Origin of the sequence: Mesotoga sp. UBA5847 (assembly GCF_002432735.1) — a bacterium.
Classification (GTDB): Bacteria; Thermotogota; Thermotogae; order Petrotogales; family Kosmotogaceae; genus Mesotoga.
In genome coordinates, this window is record NZ_DJGL01000080.1 from 14,868 (window position 1) to 31,831 (window position 16,964).

Here is a 16,964-nt window from a genome sequence, read left to right on the forward strand (position 1 = left end):
CTCTAAAGAATCACGGCTTCGGTGTATTCACCGAAGATTTCTCTAAGAGCGTTTGCGATTTCTCCCAGAGTTGCATATGCTCTTACCGCATCGATTATTATGGGCATGAGGTTATCGCTTCCCTGAGCTGCTTTCTTGAGTTTCTCAAGATGGTTCCGGACTTCGCCGCCATCCCGCTTCTTTCTCAGCTCCTCGAGTTTCTTTCTTTGCAGGTCTTCTATAGCCGGGTCAAGTCTCAAGATGTCTCTCTCTTGTTCCTCATCGGCGGCAAATTCATTAAGACCTACAACAATGTGATCCTTGTTTTCGATCGCAACCTGATATCTGTAGGCGCTGTCGAGGATTTCCTTCTGCACAAAGCCCGCTCTGACGGCCTCGACCATTCCCCCCAGATCGTCGATCTTCTGAATGTAGTCAAGAGCCTTCTCTTCCATTGTGTTTGTAAGCTCTTCAATGAAGTAAGCTCCACCCAATGGATCGACTGTGTCCGTAACACCTGTTTCAGCGGCGATTATTTGCTGTGTTCTCAAGGCGATAGTGACTGAATCCTCCGTTGGAAGGCCAAGAGCTTCATCAAAAGAGTTCGTGTGAAGCGACTGTGTTCCTCCAAGTACAGCAGCCAGAGCTTGAAATGCGACCCTTACTATGTTATTCATTGGTTGCTGCGCCGTAAGCGTCGAACCACCGGTCTGAGTATGGAATCTCAGCATCATTGCCTTTTCATCAGTCACGCCGAACCTCTCTTTCATTATCTTAGCCCACAGTCTTCTTGCGGCTCTGAACTTGGCTATCTCTTCGAGGAAACCGTTGTGGGAGTTGAAGAAGAACGAGAGTCTCTTCCCAAAAACGTTGGGGTCAAGGCCGGCCTCTGTTGCTGCCTGAACGTATGCTATTCCGTCAGCAAGAGTGAAAGCGATCTCCTGAACGGAATTTGCTCCGGCCTCTCTTATGTGGTACCCGCTGATACTTATTGTGTTGAAATCTGGGAGGTTCTTGGAGCAGTACTCAAAGATATCTGTAATAAGTCTCATAGATGAATCGGGCGGAAAAATATAAGTTCCTCTTGCTATGTACTCCTTCAGAATGTCGTTCTGGATCGTGCCGGTAAGCTTCGAGGCTTCGACACCCTGTTTTTCGCCCACGGCTATGTACATCGCAAGGAGAATCGCAGCGGTGGAGTTTATTGTCATGGATGTGCTGACCTTTTCGAGGGGGATTCCATCAAACAGCGTCTCCATATCCTCCAGGGAATCTATCGCAACTCCAACCCTTCCGACCTCTCCTTCGGACATCGGATCATCCGAGTCGTAGCCGATTTGGGTGGGGAGGTCGAAGGCAACGGAAAGCCCTGTCTGTCCCTGAGATAGGAGGTATCTGTACCTTCTGTTGGATTCTTCGGCAGTCCCAAACCCTGCATACTGTCTCATCGTCCATAGACGGCCCCGATACATCGTCGGCTGAACTCCCCGGGTGAAAGGATATTGACCAGGAAAACCAACCTTCTCTTCGTATTCTTCCTTCTCAGGTGGTGTGTACAGAATCTCAACCTTCTGATCGAAGGAAGTCCTGAACTCCTTCTTCCTTTCGGGGAATTTCTTGAGAAGAGGCATCACTTTCTTCTTCTGCCACTCGTCTTTGAGTTTCTGAAGTCTCTCGCAATTGCTCACAAAATCTCCTCCATTCATGAAGTCCGTATATGTTGACTTGAAGATAGATCAATTATCGTTTGCAGTCAAACGCTACCATTTACGATTATAACCGTCCTGAACGTCTTTGTGAGTCAAACTTCCTATACTCACGGCCTTAGGCTATAATTGGTGAGGAGGTGGCTTCATGAATTTAGATAGATTGACGGACGTTGTTTTTGTTCCCGGCATGACCGGACGAGAAGAGATGATTCGAGCCAAGATAATCGAGATGATTCCCGAAGGTGTGGAGACTTCGATCGACGATCTCGGGAACGTAATTGTTGAGGTCGGCAGCGGGGATACGATTATCGCTTTTGCCGCCCACATGGATGAGATAGGCCTGCTTGTGACCGGCGTTAATGACGATGGGACTCTCAACTTCAAGAAGATCGGTGGGATAGCAGACGAACTTCTCGTCGGCAGACACCTGGACGTGATAACATCTTCAGGTGAGTCGATAGATGGTGTAATCGGGATGACGCCTCCACACCTTCGGGAGAAGCCAGACCTTTCCTGGCAGAGTCTCGTGATAGATGTGGGAACCTCATCAAAAGAGGAAACCGAGAATCTAGGAATAGAAGTACTCGACTATGCCGTTTTCAGAAAACAGATCTCTATTCTCAACGACAAGTACGTATCCGTAAGGTCTTTGGACGATAGATCCGGTTGTCTTGCTCTCCTCGATCTGTTAGATATGCTTTCTGAGGTTAACCTAAATAGAAGGATAGTGCTTGCCTGGACTGTTCAGGAAGAGATTGGGTTGATTGGATCTAGAGCCCTTTCAGAACGCTTGAGGCCCAACCTATTCTTTCCCGTTGATTCCTTTGCCTGCTGTTCAAGACTTACGGGTAATGTAAGACCGGGGAACGGGGCCGTACTCAGGATGTCTGACACCTCCTCTCTGGGAGATTACGGTCTCGGAAAGCGTTTGATGGAATTTGCGAAGGAGAAGGAGATACCTCTCCAGGTCGGGGTAACCGGAGGCGGCACCGATGGGATTCCCTTCCAGCAGAAGGGAATCAAAATGGTTCCCCTGGCGCTTGCCGTTAGGTACTTACATTCAGAGACGGAGTACATTTCGATCGAGGATTACGACAATCTACTGAGATTGATGTTTCTTCTTTCCACAGAGCTCACAGTCTGATGATCGGTTCTGAGTCTATCAGGAAGTGGCTCGTTTCCTCAGGAGTCCTCCACAGAGTCGGAAAACCAAGCCGGTATATCGGCAAGGAGCTCAATCGCGTAGTGAAGAATCCCGAAGGCAGGCTGAGAATCCTTCTTGCTTTTCCAGATACATACGAAGTTGGAATGTCTCACTTGGGGCTTAAGATATTATATAAGGAGCTCAACGAAATCGAGGGTTTTCTTGCGGAGAGAACTTACCTTCCATGGAAAGACATGATCGACCAGATGAGGAGCGCAGGAGTTCCTCTGTACTCTCTAGAGACTTATACCCCGGCTTCAGATTTCGATATACTCGGTCTGACTCTTCAATATGAACTCGGTTACACCAACGTCCTCGCTCTTCTAGATCTTGCAGGTATTCCCGTTCTTCAGAAAGAGAGAACGATCGAGCCGATAGTACTTGGAGGCGGACCGTGTTCGACAAACCCCGAGCCAATGGCAGACTACTTCGATGCCTTTGTTATTGGAGACGGAGAGGCCGTAACTCCTGTTGTCTGCAAGGCAGTGAAGGAGAATATCGACTTGCTTATATCGGCGAGAAGGGGAGAGCTCCTCAGAATTCTGTCTGAGATTGAGGGGGTCTATGTTCCCTCGCTGGGGAAGAAAGAGGTAGTCAAGGCCGTGATTTCCGACCTATCCAGCTATGAGATTGACGGCAAGCCCATCGTCCCTTATATGAAAACTGTACACGACAGGGCTGTTATGGAGGTAATGCGAGGCTGTAATCGGGGCTGTAGATTCTGCCAGGCAGGTATGATCTATAGACCTGTCAGAGAGCGAGCTGTAGAGGAACTCAAAAAATCTGTGGAGAGAGTCCTGGGAGCTACAGGTTATGAAGAAGTTTCTTTTCTCTCGTTGTCCACTATGGATTACTCCTCGATCGATGTTCTGACAGAAGAGGTTCTTCCTTTGCTCGAACCCGAGAGAGTTGCACTTTCCTTGCCCAGCACCAGGATAGACTCCTTTGGAGTTGAGATAGCTTCAAAGATTGCTTCGATAAGGAAGACGGGTTTGACTTTCGCCCCCGAAGCCGGTTCTCAAAGACTGAGAAACGTGATTAACAAGAACGTTTCGGAAGACGATCTTATGTCTGCAGTGAAAGCGGCAAAAGACAGCGGCTGGCAGAGAGTGAAGCTGTATTTCATGATAGGGCTTCCCACAGAAACAGATGAAGATTTACAGGAGATTGTTAGGCTCGCGAGACGTGTTAAAGCGGTCGGTTTCAGAGAGGTCTCAGTTTCTGCGGCTATCTTTATTCCAAAGCCACATACTCCGTTCCAGTTCTCTAAACAGATAAACGGAGAGGAAGCAGAGAGAAAACTTCGTATTCTCAGAAGGGTTTCCGGAAGAGGAATCCAGTTCAGCAGCCATGATCCTTCCAGCAGTACGGTCGAGGGAGTTCTCAGCAGAGGAGACAGAAAGGTCGGTGAAGCAGTATTTAGGGCTTACAGATCGGGAGCAATCTTCGATGAATGGAATGAAGAGTTCGATGCCTCATTGTGGCAGCAGGCCTTTGCAGATGCTGGAATAGATGTTGAAAGTTATATGAAAGGATTCACCCTTGAAGAGGATCTTCCCTGGGAACACATTTCAGTTGGTATTTCGAAACAGTTTCTCATTGATGAATTCGAGAAAGCACTGAGAGGAGAAACTACAGACGATTGCAGATGGGCACATTGTACCGGTTGTGCCGTTTGCCAAACCCTAAACGTTGCTAATGTGCTTCACAGAGTTTGAGAGCGCTCATTTTTGATGCCTCTGTGATGTCGCCCGCTCCAAGGAAGAGTACTACTGCGTCTCTCTTCTTTTCTAGCCATTCGAGTATCTCGGTGTAGTTTACCGCATGGACCGCCGGAACTCCGTAGCTGCTGAGACCCTTCAGAACTTCGGTCTCATCTATCGCATACTCCCCCTTCTCATAAGCTTCGTAGAGCTTGTAAACACAGACTTCACTAGCCTCCTTGAGTGACATTGCGAAACGACCGTTTTCTCTGACCAGTCTGGAGTATCTATGAGGTTGGAAGACGACGACAACGTTCTTCCCGGGGAAGAATTCTCGAGCACCTCTAATTGTGCTGCTTATTTCATCTGGAGTATGTGCGTAGTCGTCAAAGAAAAAAAGGTTCCTGAAATCATCGAGACCTCTGAATGTGAACCTTCTGTCGACAGATCTGTAAGACTCTACAGAGCTTCGGATCGACTCAATTGGGACTCCCATTTCATGAGTTAGGGCAACGGCTGCTGTGGCGTTGTAAGCGTTGTACTCGCCCGGGATCATCAGTTTGAAAATGCCGAGATCAGTATCGCCTTTCCAGCATCTGAAAGTCTGATTCATTATTCCTGTTATCCTATCCGAAAAGCGATAATGCCCTCTGTCTCTCCCGAAAGTGAGACTTCCCTTGAATATCCTTTCGGAGACGGGGTCATCGGCATTTGTCACGAGCAACTTACGGACACCTCTGGAAAAGTATCTGAAGTGGCTTTTGAGATTGTCAAATGAATTATCATAGTGTTCGAGATGGTCGCCCCGAACGTTGGTGATAATCGCATAGTCCGGCTTGAAGGAAGCAAAGAAGCCATCGCTTTCGTCTAGCTCAGTAACTGTAATACCATTTCCTTTTCTGTAGTTCCCATCGTTCAAGAGAGGGTTGATTCCCCCCAAAAAGACGGTGGGGTCCCTTCCCGAGTCGACAAGTATTTTGGATACCATAGCGGTAGTGGTAGTCTTCCCGTCGGTTCCCGTTACGCAGAGAGAGGTGTTTCTTGAAAGAAGGCTTTTAAGCAGCTCCATTCGATATATTGTTGGAATACTCTTCGAAATCGCCTTGACCAGTTCCGGATTGCCCTGTTTTATAGCCGTTGTTCTTACAACGATATCAGGACTTTCAAGGTTTTCATAGGAATGACCAATGAAAACACTCACGCCCTTCGACCGAAGGTAATCTACTCTTTCATTCTCTTCATAGTTCGATCCGTTAACCTGGTTACCCTCAGATGCTAAGTGCATTGCCAGAGCGCTCATGCCAATTCCGCCAATGCCAATAAAGTGATATTTCAAATCGATTCCTCCCGGAGTATATTATCCAACACAATCTCAACTGGTCTTCTTGGAGGTTTGTAACTGATTTCCTTTTGCAACATTTCGTCTATTGCAATGCCCAAAGCTGCGGAGGTCAATTTCTCTTCCAGTATAACATAACCCAGTCCAACTCTTTCCAGAGAGAGCGCGTTATGAAACTGGTGATTTTCAGATGCGCCGGGCCACGGAATAATTATACCCTTTCTTCCGAAATACTGTAGCTCTGCGATAGTGGTTGCCCCACCTCTTGACACGACAAGATCCGCACAGGCTATTACATCTGTAAGGTTCTCTATATAAGCGTAAGGACGTACAAATGGAAATCTTCGTAGTGAGAAAGCCGTCTCATCGTTACCTGTCGAGTGAACAAAGGACAATTCCTTCTTTCTCTCTCTCATTCCACAGTAAAGCTCCTCAAATACCTTGTTTATGGTCTCTGATCCAAGACTTCCACCTAATACGACAATGAGTGGACTTTTCTCTGAAAGACTGAATTTCTTGAAGACTTCGCTTCTCGAGGCTCTTGCTTCCCTTACCGGGTTTCCCGAAGACACGATCTTCTCTTGGGGAATATCAAGAGCCTGCCTGCTTTCCTCAAAAGAGATGAAGAAGAGCCTTGCGTACTTGGCTAGCCTCTTGTTTGCGATTCCGACTACGGAGTTTTGTTCGTGAATAAAAACCGGTATCTCAAGTTGATGAGCGGCCTTCACAACTGGGTAGGATACATAGCCTCCCGTTGAGAAAAGAAATTCAGGAGAGAATTCGCTTAGCTGCCTCTTCACGTAGCGTTCAGTATTGAAGTGGGAGAAAAGTATTCCGGCATTTGCCGGATTGTAGAGTGGCCTTCTCAGGCCTGTCAGCCTAAGAGGTACTCTCTTAGCCCCGGGGAAGTCCTGTTCGACGTTCCTGTCGTCGATCTTTCCTGAGACTGTGAAATACAGCAGATCGAGCTCTCTAGATTTGCTAAGCTCATGCAAAATGGCAACGGCGGGATAGTAGTGGCCGCCAGTGCCTCCCCCGCAGAAAGCTACCCTAAGCTTCTTCATCTTCTCTTTCCCTTTCTTCGTTAGACTCTATTAGTATAGAGAAGACAAGACCGTATCCTATCATCAGAGACATTATCGAGGAACCGCCCGCGCTAACGAATGGAAGCGTGACACCTGTTGGAGGAAAGAGTCCGAGATTGACTGCAATATTGATTGTAGCCTGAATCATCACGTATAGTGCAAACCCAACTATGTAAAGCTTCCCCTCGAGAGCAGTGGAGCCCTTCAAGCCAGCAACTATTAATTCCCTTATGAACCCCACATATGCGAACATCAGCAAGAGAAGACCTAACAGGCCAAGTTCCTCTCCAATGACGGCGAATATGAAGTCGGAGTAGCTAACCGGCAGGTAATACTTGACAAGCCCCATTCCCAACCCTTTTCCGGTGAGGCCCCCGGATGAAATCGCCATCAGCGAATATGAGACCTGCTCATGTTCCTCACCGGTAATCGAACTAAGGAAAGAGGTTATTCTTTGAATCTGATAATCCTCTATAAACCCTCCGCTGTAGAGAACAAGCACCAGTATAACCACAAAGATCAACGCAAGCGCAATATAGCGCAGCTTTATTCCTCCGATTATCATCATAACAAGAGTGATCGCAACCAGTATCCCAGTTGTGGAGAGGTCGGGTTCTATAAACACGAGCATAGCGATTGGCGCAAGGATTCCCAGCGGAATCAAGAACGTCGTCACCAAGTTCCTTTTCTTCAACCCTCCGAAGTATCTAGCTAGAACTATCAGCAAGGAGATCTTCGAAAATTCCGAAATTTGAAGCGAGAAACTTCCGATTTCCATCCACCTGTTTGAGCCGCCCCTATCGGGAAAGAAGAGAACTGCGACAAGCAGTATAAGTGTAAGCGGGTAATAAACCGTGAAGGCCCTCTTAAAATGCCAGGAGCCTTTCATGTAGATGATTATCAACGCGCCGGCCAGACCTATTGCAAAAGCTATCAGCTGCCTCTCAAGGAACTCCGAAGCAGTCACTCCCGGATGTCTTGCCTCCATACTTATTCCGGCACTGTAAATGAACACAAATCCAAAGATAATAAAGACGCTACTATACAGTGCCAGTAACAGATAAGTTCTCTTCATGACTACTCCAATGCACTGACTATCTCTCTGAAATGATTTCCTCTTTCTGCATAGTTCTTGTAAAGATCAAAGCTTGAACCGGCCGGACTCAGTACTACGCTATCGCCTGAGAGTGCTAACCTTCTGCAAATACCAACTGCTTCTGCCATGTTTCCTGCAATGCATAACGGTATTCCTCTCATTTGAAGTTTAGCAGATAATATCTTCATTGAGGTTCCCAGCATTACTACGTGCTTAAGTTGACCAAGCTGTTCGATCAACTCGATGTACGTCTCATCCTTCTCCTGACCCCCGAGAATCAGAATTGTTTTCGACAGTTCGAAATTCCTGAGAGCGGCACTGACTGCGTGGGCGTTGGTCGCCTTCGAATCGTCGTAGTACTTCACTCCTTCAAACTCTCTTACCAGCTGAAGTCTATGGGAGAGAAATGAATAGCTTCTCAGCTCTTCAAAAACATCTTCTGCAGACAGCCCAATGAGTCGTGAGATCATGAGAACTACAAGAGAATTTTCATAGTTGTGCAGTCCGGTGAACGGAAGGGATGAAGTCTCAAACGGCACTCCGGCTACCACTAAATGTTCCCTGTCGAAGCAGTTGTCTGCTTCGCAGGAAGTAGAGAAAGGCATGAGCTTGCAGTCGGCAAGATTCTCCTTTTGACTGTCGACTACTGCCTTCGGCAGTAGAGTGAAACCTTCAGTCATTCTTGCAATTCTCAACTTCGACTTGAAGTAATCGTCAATGCTCCTGTGATAGTCTAGATGGTCCTCTCCTAGGTTTATTATAGCGGACAGGTGGAACCGTATTTTTTCCTCCGCAAACCATCTTAGCTGAAAGGAGCTCACCTCCAGAATATAGTAATCAAAGTCGTCTTTCACTCCTGCAAGAGGGTTTCCGAGGTTCCCGCCCTGAAAGACCTTCTTATTCTTTCCGGAGATAATGTGATTCAGCATCGTTACGGTTGTCGACTTTCCATTTGTTCCGGTTACGCCAATGACCGTCCCTCTTGGTTTTGACCACAGTCGGTCAAGGGAGATTTCGAGTTCTGTAGTGAAGAGCTTTCCAGAGTCAATTATCCTTTTGCCGACATCGGAAAAGGGCGATATACCGGGTGAAACCACGAAAGTATCGCAGCTGAACAGTCTCTCCGTATGTCCGCCTTCTTCATACTCCACAAGATTCTCTTTCAGTATTCTCTTTCCTTCATCCCCAATATTACCGTTGTCGGAGACGAACAAAGAGAGAGGATCTTTATCTTCTAATAACCTTCTCAGAAGCGCCTGATTTGAGACGCCAAATCCCACAAGACCGATTCTTCCTTCAAGCAAACTATTCACCTACCATGAGAGCAGACCGAAGACTGCACCAATAAAAGCGATCAATGAAAACCTGAAAGCGATTTTGCTTTCCTTCCAATTGAGCAGTTCGAAGTGATGATGTATTGGAGACATTCTGAACACTCTCTTCCCGAAGACTTTGAATGAAAACACCTGAATAATCACGCTAAACATCTCTACGAGGAACATCATACCGAAGAAGAGAAGGAAGCCTTCCCGTCCGTCCAATGCGAACATCACGGCTATCATTGCTCCGAGAGAAATCGACCCTGTGTCGCCCATAAAAACCGTGGCGGGAAACCAGTTGTGCCACAGAAATCCTGCCAGTGCACCGCAAATCGGTGCGATTATCCCATTCTGCCAAACTGGAAGAAGCATCATAGGAGCGAGCGAGAATATGTACATAGAACCTGCCAGCCCGTCTACCCCGTCAGCAAGGTTAACTGCATTGCTCATTCCAGCAATTACCACGGTCGATATTGGATAGTAGGCGAGGCCAAAATCTATCTCTCCTAAAAGTGGAACCGCCATGTGAGTATGGGGATTGATAAGCTGAATGAGCAAGACTATGGCTGATGCAAAAGCCAATTGGAGCAACAACTTCTTCTTGCCACTCAAACCGGATGCGTTCTTCTTAACGATCTTAGAGACATCGTCCACGAGACCTATCAGGCCAAATAAAACGCCGGCAAGAACAACCAGCAAAACCTCTATCCTAAAGGCAAATATGACGGAAATTGCAAGAGCAATAGGAAGAAAGACAATTCCGGCGGCGGTTGGTGTTCCCGTTTTATAATTATGGAGGTCCGGTCCTTCTTCTCGAATGTACTGACCTATTTTCTTCTTCCTTTGATATCTCTTGAAAGGCTCAATGACAATAGCTGCCAGCAGAAATGCCAGGAGAAAGGAAAGGGCTTCCCTATACATTTCTCATCATCTCGACAAACGCTTTGTGCACTCTTTCCAGGGCTACTGCCCTTGAAGCCTTGAGAAAAACCAGGTCCCCTTTTCTTACGTTCTCGAATAGCCATTCGGCTAACTGTTCAACACTGTCAGTAATTAGCGAGGGTTCTACATACTTCGATGCAGCCTCAATCGCTTTGTCGTGATTGAAAAGAATCGTCATATCGAACTTCCCCAGCAATCTGCCAAGCTTTTCGTGAGTATTAGCTTCTTCTTCGCCCTGCTCCAGTATAGAGCCGGCTACAGCGATTTTTCGGGAGTGACTGAGCTTCTCTATAGAGACAATTGCCGACTCCCAAGATTCGAGGCTGCTGTTGTAGAAATCGCTGATCAGAGTTATTCCATGAAGGTGTTCGACGCTGAAACGATCTCTGAATGGAGACTTGTAATCGCTCAGGAAGATTGAAGGTTCTTCGAGGCCTTCAAAGTTAGCCACTAGGTAAGCGGCCCCCAGATCCATCAACTGTCCAAGACTCCAGATACCTTTAAGTCGGACGAATCTATCGCCTTCGCAGTCGAAATGAAGCAAAGTCTCGCCACTGTCGTAAGAGAAGTCTACTATGGAAAAGTCTGCGTCATGCCTTCCAAAGAGACGAGTTTCAACAGGCATATCGGCGGCGAATTTCCTCAATCTTTCGTCGGTTCCGCCCAAAACAGCTCTAGAGAGCTTTCCTGATTCGAAGATTGACAACTTCTCTTCAAGCAGTTCATCGATTCCTCCAAAGTTTCCAACGTGTGCCGTGCCGACATTTAGAAGAACGCAAAGATTCGGTTCAACAAGATCCACAAGTTTTCTTATGTCTCCTTTGGCATTGGTACCTAGTTCAAAAACCCCATATTTAGCCGATAGCAGCTCCCTCCTGTTTTCAAGTAAGGAGAGAGGCAAGCCTATCTCTGTGTTGAGATTGCCGGCCGTTTTGAAGGTCTTTCCAAGCTGTGAAAGAAGAAAGGCTGTGATTTCCTTCGTCGTGGTCTTTCCGTTGGAGCCGGTTATCGCTATTCTGCTCTTGAGGTGCGAGCGCGACATGACTTCCTTAGCCGCTTCCATAAGAAGCTCAACCGTATCATGAACCGTAATCACTCTAGGATCCGCGCACGGTCTGTTCGAAAAAACGCGAGTCGCGCCAGCAGATAATGCGTCTTCAACGAAATCATTTCCATCGGCTATATCTCCCTTTATCGCGACGAAGACGTCTCCGGCAGACACCTTTCTGGAATCGAGAGCAATTCGACTATCTTCCGAGTAACTCAAGAGTTCTTCAATTACCGATGTTGGAATCACTTCTTGATGTGCCTCCGAAACTTACTTTCTAGAATATCTTTTACGACCTGTTTGTCGTTGAAGGGGATCTTCCTGTCACGCAGAATCTGGAAGTCTTCGTGACCACGTCCTGCTATCAAGACCATATCCTGGCGGTTTGCTAGGGTGAGAGCAACTGATATAGCTTCCCGTCTATCGGGAATGACGAGATAAGGTTTGAACTTGTCTACCCCGCTCTCGAGATCGCTAAGAATCTCGGTGGGATCATCGAGTTTCGGATCGTCAGAAGTGAGTATAACCACATCGCTGAACTTCGAAGATACTTCTGCCATCAGCGGTCGCTTCCCCTTATCGGCCGACCCGCCAGCACCAAATACCAGGATTACTCTTCCGGGAGTCAGTCTTCTCGCTGTCTTAAGAAGCTTCTCGAGAGCATCTGGCGTATGGGCAAAGTCTATTACCACATCGAAGCCATATTTGGTAGCCTCCTCAACAAACTCGAATCGCCCCGGTACCCCTCCAAAGGAAGAAATGGCTTTAGCGATGTGGTCGAGGTCGTAATTCAGTGAGTTTAGAGTTGCTACTGCTGCTGCAATATTGTAAGCATTATGTTCGCCGATCAATCTCGAATATATTCTATGGGAAGAACCGTATGGAGTCTGTATGGTGAAGTCCATCCCCGTCCTCGATATATCGAGATTCTCGATTCTGTAATCTGATTCATCGCCAAATCCGTAGGTTGTTATTCTGTTTCTAGCTATATGGATATCTGCAATGTTTATCTTGTCTCCATTTACAATGGCGATTCCATTTGTCTTCAACAACGAGAACAGTCTCATCTTTGATCTATAGTAATCATCGAAAGTTGGGTGGAAATCTAGATGATCTCTCGTAACATTGCTGATTATCCCGACATCGAAACGCATACCTTCGACCCTGTTCATCGAAAGAGAGTGTGATGAGACCTCCATAATGAAGTATTCGCTCTTCTTCTCCGCCGACAGTTGGAGAAGCTTAGCGAGTTCTACAGGTCCCGGAGTGGTGTTCTTTGGATTTGAGTAAACGCTCTCGCCAACCACATTTCTAACGGTGCCGATTAAAGATGCCTTTCTCTCAAAGGAAGAGAGAACGTGATAGATGAGAGTTGTAATTGTTGTTTTCCCGTTTGTGCCAGTTACACCGATAGTAGTGAGTTTTCTGTAAGGATGGCTGTACTCCTCCATGGTAAGTAGTGCTTCAACAAGACGAGAACTCTTCACGTAAACAATCGGAACGACGACTTCCTCGTCTTCAATCGGCAGCTCCGCTATCAGAGCGACTGCGCCCCTTCTCTGAAGCTCCCTCACTACCAGGTGTGAATCAAAGCTCGAACCCTTAATGCATACAAAGAGGTTTCTCTCTCTAAGAACACGTGAGTCACTCTCGATATGATCAAATTCCGGATCTGTATTGCCGGGATTCACAACCTGAAGAACACTGTTACCGAGGAGTTCTATGACCTGAGATAACCTCATTGATCACACCCCTTTCGCTCTTATAGATTGTATCATCGGTCTCTGAAGTTGACAACAGAGGCGGCATATGGTAACATTTATTAGCAGTCTATGGGAGGGAGTGCTAGGTGTCAAAAAAACGTACAGGTGGTCCAGAATTGAATCCAAGGCAGATAAGAGTGCTTTATTGTATTTCGAGAGAATACATAGCTTCTGGAAGACCTGTGAGTTCAAAGCAGGTTCTGGAGCACTCTAACCTTAAGTATAGTTCTGCGACGGTAAGAAACGACATGCGAAAGCTGGAGTTTTTAGGTTACATCTATCAGCCTCATACTTCAGCAGGCAGGATTTTGACCGACAAGGGCTTAAGGTTCTATCTCGATTCAGTGAAAACGATCACCGAGGATCTTCAAGAAAGCAATGTAGCAATTGCAATAAGACAGACCAGCACTGTAGGTGATGTTGAGCATCTTCTTCAGGGAATGACCAGAATTCTGGCACGTGCTGTATCGGGTTTTGTGGTCATTGAGAAGCCGAAGTTTGACAGACTGCTGGTGAACAGCGTTTCGATCTCGAAGATAACCGAGGGTTATCTTAATGTATCCATTGTAACCGATCTTGGAGTCAGTTTAAATACGACAGTCTTCCTTGGAGCTAGTGAATTCGATATAGACAGCTTCCAGAAGTACGTGAACATGGCAGTCGTAGGAAAGACAATCGGGGAAATAAGAAAGGGAATAAGAGACGTTGAACTGAGGTACGATCAGTGGCATGATAGGAGATTGCAAGACATAATAAATTTCCTTCAGAGTATCTTTGATAAGGAGAACGAAGAGAAGTACTACAAATATGGCCTGGAGTTCATAATTTCAAACGATCTTCTGGACTCTGCCGATATTTCCGGACTCGTAAGATCGGTTGAGAATCCGAGAAATCTTGAGATATTGCTTAACTCCTTTGGCGATGTTTATGATCAAAGGGTTTTCATAGGTGAGGAAGTGGGCAGAGAGGAGCTCAGAAACTTTGCAGTATTTGTATCTCCCTATTCCAGAAACGATGAGAAGATTGGTAGTGTATTCGTTATCTCGCCTAAGCTGACTTACTATGAGAAGGTAAATGCCTATCTCGACTTCTCAATTAACAGATTGTCAGAGGTTTTTTCGAATAGATAGGAGGAGTGAACTATGTTGGAGGACAAGAACACCAAGAATCTCGAGGATCTAGAGAAAAAGGGTGGCTCGATACAAGAAGAGAATGAACCAAATGTGTCGGAAGAAGTAAAAGAGGAAGAAACTAAGTTGGAAGACGTACAAAAACAAGAAAAGGAGCTTGAAATAGATGAAGTGGAGAGTCTTAAGAATGAAATAAGGGTTCTCAAAGATGAAAACTCCAGGCTGAGATCGGAATTCATCAACTATAGAAATGCTCTTATTCGTGAGTCGGAGGAGGTTACAAAAAGATACAAAGAGAGGATGATCCTTAGAATCATAGAAATCTATGATAATCTTGGTCGCGCTCTGCGAAACGCAGAAGGGACCAGGAAAGGGTTCATTTCTGGTGTCAGGCTTATTCATAAATCCATTGAAAAGCTCATGTTCGACGAAGGGCTATCCCCGATAATCCCCGAGGTGGGCAGGCCCTTTGATCCTTTCGCTCATGAAGTTGAAGAGACGATTACTTCAAACGATGTTCCCGATATGGCGATTCATGATGTCGTCGAACATGGATACTATCTTAACGGCAAGGTTCTCAAACCTGCAAGAGTCGTTGTTGCCATAAACAACTCTTCCGAGTCTGAATAAGAGCATTCGGTGGTGATGTAGATGGCTCAATCAAGAAAAGACTATTATGAGATTCTAGGAGTCTCACGAAATGCGTCTGATGAAGATATAAGGAAGGCTTACAGAAGACTCGTCAAGGAATGGCATCCTGATGCTTACAAAGGTGCAGACAAGAAGGATGCCGAAGCGAAATTTAAAGAGATTCAGGAGGCCTATGAGGTCTTGTCCGACAAAGAAAAGCGTGCGATGTTCGACCGCTTCGGATATGTGGGAGATCCTTCCTCCTATAGCCGTGGTTCTGGAAGAACTCCTGGAAGCGCTGGAGGAAACTTCGACGATATGTTCGGCGATTTTCAGGATGTCTTCGATGTCTTCTTTGGAGGGAGCAGGTCAGGTACGAGTTCCAGATCCCAGGGTCCAAGAGCGGTTAGGGGAGAGGACATTCATGCTTCGGTTGCCATAGATTTGAAAGACGTAATACTTGGAAAGAAAGTGATACTTGAGTATGACAGGAATAAGGTCTGTCACAAGTGTAAAGGAACGGGTGCCGAAGACGGCACGAGTTTCAAGACATGTCCTACCTGCAATGGAAGCGGTTATGTGAAAGAGGAGCATAGATCTTTCTTTGGGATGTTCAGCAACACTCATGCCTGCAATACCTGCAACGGAACGGGAAGGATAATCGATAAGCGCTGCGGTCAGTGCAGCGGCAGAGGCTACGTGAAGGAGAGACACCAGGTGAGCGTTGCGATACCTGCAGGAGTTGAGAATGGAGCAACTCTTAGAATTGGCGGTCACGGGAATTCAGGGCAGAATGGAGGTCCGTACGGAGACCTTTACGTAAGTGTAAGAGTCGAAATGCCTTCGGAGTTCAGACGTAGTGGAAACGATCTGTATATTACCAAGGAGATAGACTATGTTGAAAGCGCACTAGGCACCACGGTTGAGATACCCCTTCCCGAAGGAGGTACGGAGACCCTTAGGATCCCGGCGGGAACTAGTCCAAACACGGTATTCAGGATGAAAAACCTTGGTGTTCCTAGTGTTTCCGGCAATAGGCGTGGAGATCTTCTCGTAACGGTGAGGGTGAATATTAGCAAGCCTTCAAGCAAAGAGAAGAAGCTCCTACAGCAAATCGCAAAACTGAAAAACTCAAGGGTCGCAGAGTGAAGTGAATAGGAAGGTATTCGCTGACTACTTCCTGATTACGGTCGGTTCTATACTGACTGCTGTTTCAATTGTTTCGTTTATGATTCCGAACAACATTATCGCCGGCGGCGTAAGTGGGCTTGCAATAATTATCTACAGGGTCTTCGGTTTCTGGGTCGGAGCTCAGATGTTCGTTTATAACCTAGCTCTGTTTATTATCGCATTCGTGATTCTGGGAGTAGGTTTTGGAATAAAGTCGATCTACTCGGCGGTACTGATGTCCATAACGGTTGATCTTCTTCAGAAGCTGCACTTCCCGATTTTCGATGCTTCTTCTACACAAGACGGGTTTCTGCTGGTGGCAATCTACGGTGGCGTTATTGCTGGTGCCGGCATGGGCTTGGTGTTGTGGCGCGGTGCTTCCACTGGAGGAACAGATATACTTGCTATGATCTTCTCAAAGTATCTGAATTTCAGCACAGGAACGGGTCTGTTAATAAGCGATTCACTAATCACAATGCTTGCCATTGTCGTATTCGGACCTATCGCAGCAATGTACGGAATAATAACGATTTTCACTACAAGCAAGACAATAGATGGGATAATCGAGGGTATCGGCAACACAAGAACGGCTTTTATTATTAGCGTGGAAAGTGATTCAATAAAGAAGAGAATTATTGAGGAAATGGAGCGTGGCACGACGATGATTAAGGCGACGGGCGGCTTTTCCGGAGAAGATAGACCTGTTTTGATGGTATCAATAAGAAGAAGAGAGATTGGGCAGTTAAGGCATATAGTGAAGGCCACAGACAAACGAGCTTTTGTGATAATTGTGAACAATGCCGAGGTCTTCGGTGAAGGCTTCAAGAATCTCAGCTGAGGAGATGCG

14 protein-coding genes are annotated in these 16,964 nt (G+C 46.5%); 6 read left to right on the plus strand and 8 right to left on the minus strand.

Features of this window, described 5'->3' with window-relative positions; all coding sequences use genetic code 11:
• Positions 1 to 2: 2 nt before the first annotated feature.
• On the minus strand, positions 3 to 1,610 hold the full coding sequence (locus B3K91_RS09910; RefSeq protein ID WP_300980180.1) for an acyl-CoA mutase large subunit family protein: 1,608 nt from the start codon (positions 1,608 to 1,610) through the stop codon (positions 3 to 5).
• 223 nt (positions 1,611 to 1,833) lie between these two features.
• Here B3K91_RS09910 and B3K91_RS09915 point away from each other — a divergent pair, with 223 nt between their 5' ends.
• On the plus strand, positions 1,834 to 2,832 hold the full coding sequence (locus B3K91_RS09915; RefSeq protein WP_214059808.1) for a M42 family metallopeptidase: 999 nt from the start codon (positions 1,834 to 1,836) through the stop codon (positions 2,830 to 2,832).
• The gene (locus tag B3K91_RS09920) at positions 2,832 to 4,610 is read left to right on the plus strand and encodes a radical SAM protein (protein ID WP_214078580.1); all 1,779 of its coding nucleotides are present in this window, start codon (positions 2,832 to 2,834) and stop codon (positions 4,608 to 4,610) included. Before B3K91_RS09915 ends, B3K91_RS09920 begins: the two co-directional genes overlap by 1 nt.
• Here the strand turns inward: B3K91_RS09920 and murC are convergent.
• From murC to B3K91_RS09955, 7 genes are read right to left on the minus strand one after another with little or no spacing between them, the layout of a single operon-like run.
• Positions 4,588 to 5,931 carry a UDP-N-acetylmuramate--L-alanine ligase gene (gene murC, locus B3K91_RS09925; protein WP_214078581.1) on the minus strand — a complete coding sequence of 448 codons (1,344 nt, stop codon included), beginning with the start codon at positions 5,929 to 5,931 and terminating at the stop codon, positions 4,588 to 4,590. The genes B3K91_RS09920 and murC overlap by 23 nt on opposite strands.
• Entirely contained in the window at positions 5,928 to 6,998 is a 1,071-nt protein-coding gene (locus tag B3K91_RS09930; protein ID WP_214078582.1) for a UDP-N-acetylglucosamine--N-acetylmuramyl-(pentapeptide) pyrophosphoryl-undecaprenol N-acetylglucosamine transferase, read from the minus strand. Before B3K91_RS09930 ends, murC begins: the two co-directional genes overlap by 4 nt.
• The gene (locus B3K91_RS09935) at positions 6,985 to 8,094 is read right to left on the minus strand and encodes an FtsW/RodA/SpoVE family cell cycle protein (protein WP_214078583.1); all 1,110 of its coding nucleotides are present in this window, start codon (positions 8,092 to 8,094) and stop codon (positions 6,985 to 6,987) included. The genes B3K91_RS09930 and B3K91_RS09935 overlap by 14 nt, the downstream gene beginning before the upstream one ends.
• Before the next feature lie 2 nt (positions 8,095 to 8,096).
• The gene (gene murD, locus B3K91_RS09940; protein WP_292588787.1) at positions 8,097 to 9,428 is read right to left on the minus strand and encodes a UDP-N-acetylmuramoyl-L-alanine--D-glutamate ligase; all 1,332 of its coding nucleotides are present in this window, start codon (positions 9,426 to 9,428) and stop codon (positions 8,097 to 8,099) included.
• On the minus strand, positions 9,429 to 10,355 hold the full coding sequence (locus tag B3K91_RS09945; RefSeq protein ID WP_214078585.1) for a phospho-N-acetylmuramoyl-pentapeptide-transferase: 927 nt from the start codon (positions 10,353 to 10,355) through the stop codon (positions 9,429 to 9,431). It abuts the gene before it with no gap.
• Positions 10,348 to 11,673 (minus strand): UDP-N-acetylmuramoyl-tripeptide--D-alanyl-D-alanine ligase, encoded by a 1,326-nt coding sequence (locus B3K91_RS09950; RefSeq protein WP_214078586.1) that lies wholly within the window; start codon positions 11,671 to 11,673, stop codon positions 10,348 to 10,350. The genes B3K91_RS09945 and B3K91_RS09950 overlap by 8 nt, the downstream gene beginning before the upstream one ends.
• A complete protein-coding gene (locus B3K91_RS09955) occupies positions 11,670 to 13,166 on the minus strand; it encodes a UDP-N-acetylmuramoyl-L-alanyl-D-glutamate--2,6-diaminopimelate ligase (protein WP_214078587.1) in 1,497 nt (498 codons plus the stop codon). The genes B3K91_RS09950 and B3K91_RS09955 overlap by 4 nt, the downstream gene beginning before the upstream one ends.
• Before the next feature lie 107 nt (positions 13,167 to 13,273).
• Between B3K91_RS09955 and hrcA the strand changes: the two genes are divergently transcribed.
• Genes hrcA through B3K91_RS09975 form a run of 4 tightly spaced genes read left to right on the plus strand, consistent with a single transcriptional unit; the run spans position 13,274 to position 16,955 of the window.
• On the plus strand, positions 13,274 to 14,317 hold the full coding sequence (gene hrcA, locus B3K91_RS09960) for a heat-inducible transcriptional repressor HrcA (RefSeq protein ID WP_214060917.1): 1,044 nt from the start codon (positions 13,274 to 13,276) through the stop codon (positions 14,315 to 14,317).
• 12 nt (positions 14,318 to 14,329) lie between these two features.
• Positions 14,330 to 14,947, plus strand: a complete 618-nt coding sequence (locus B3K91_RS09965) for a nucleotide exchange factor GrpE (RefSeq protein ID WP_214060918.1) — start codon at positions 14,330 to 14,332, stop codon at positions 14,945 to 14,947.
• A 21-nt stretch (positions 14,948 to 14,968) separates the two neighbouring features.
• Positions 14,969 to 16,096, plus strand: a complete 1,128-nt coding sequence (gene dnaJ / locus B3K91_RS09970) for a molecular chaperone DnaJ (protein ID WP_292594953.1) — start codon at positions 14,969 to 14,971, stop codon at positions 16,094 to 16,096.
• Between the two features lies 1 nt (position 16,097).
• On the plus strand, positions 16,098 to 16,955 hold the full coding sequence (locus tag B3K91_RS09975; protein ID WP_214078589.1) for a YitT family protein: 858 nt from the start codon (positions 16,098 to 16,100) through the stop codon (positions 16,953 to 16,955).
• Positions 16,956 to 16,964: the final 9 nt, after the last annotated feature.

What these genes read in the sequence shown, in the direction of transcription:
- B3K91_RS09915 (WP_214059808.1), top strand. Translation starts at nt 1,834, where the DNA reads ATGAATTTAGATAGATTGACGGACGTTGTTTTTGTTCCCGGCATGACC.
- B3K91_RS09965 (WP_214060918.1), top strand. Translation starts at nt 14,330, where the DNA reads ATGTTGGAGGACAAGAACACCAAGAATCTCGAGGATCTAGAGAAAAAG.
- B3K91_RS09930 (WP_214078582.1), bottom strand. Translation starts at nt 6,998, where the DNA reads ATGAAGAAGCTTAGGGTAGCTTTCTGCGGGGGAGGCACTGGCGGCCAC.
- B3K91_RS09935 (WP_214078583.1), bottom strand. Translation starts at nt 8,094, where the DNA reads ATGAAGAGAACTTATCTGTTACTGGCACTGTATAGTAGCGTCTTTATT.
- B3K91_RS09945 (WP_214078585.1), bottom strand. Translation starts at nt 10,355, where the DNA reads ATGTATAGGGAAGCCCTTTCCTTTCTCCTGGCATTTCTGCTGGCAGCT.
- dnaJ (WP_292594953.1), top strand. Translation starts at nt 14,969, where the DNA reads ATGGCTCAATCAAGAAAAGACTATTATGAGATTCTAGGAGTCTCACGA.
- B3K91_RS09920 (WP_214078580.1), top strand. Translation starts at nt 2,832, where the DNA reads ATGATCGGTTCTGAGTCTATCAGGAAGTGGCTCGTTTCCTCAGGAGTC.
- B3K91_RS09910 (WP_300980180.1), bottom strand. Translation starts at nt 1,610, where the DNA reads ATGCCTCTTCTCAAGAAATTCCCCGAAAGGAAGAAGGAGTTCAGGACT.
- B3K91_RS09955 (WP_214078587.1), bottom strand. Translation starts at nt 13,166, where the DNA reads ATGAGGTTATCTCAGGTCATAGAACTCCTCGGTAACAGTGTTCTTCAG.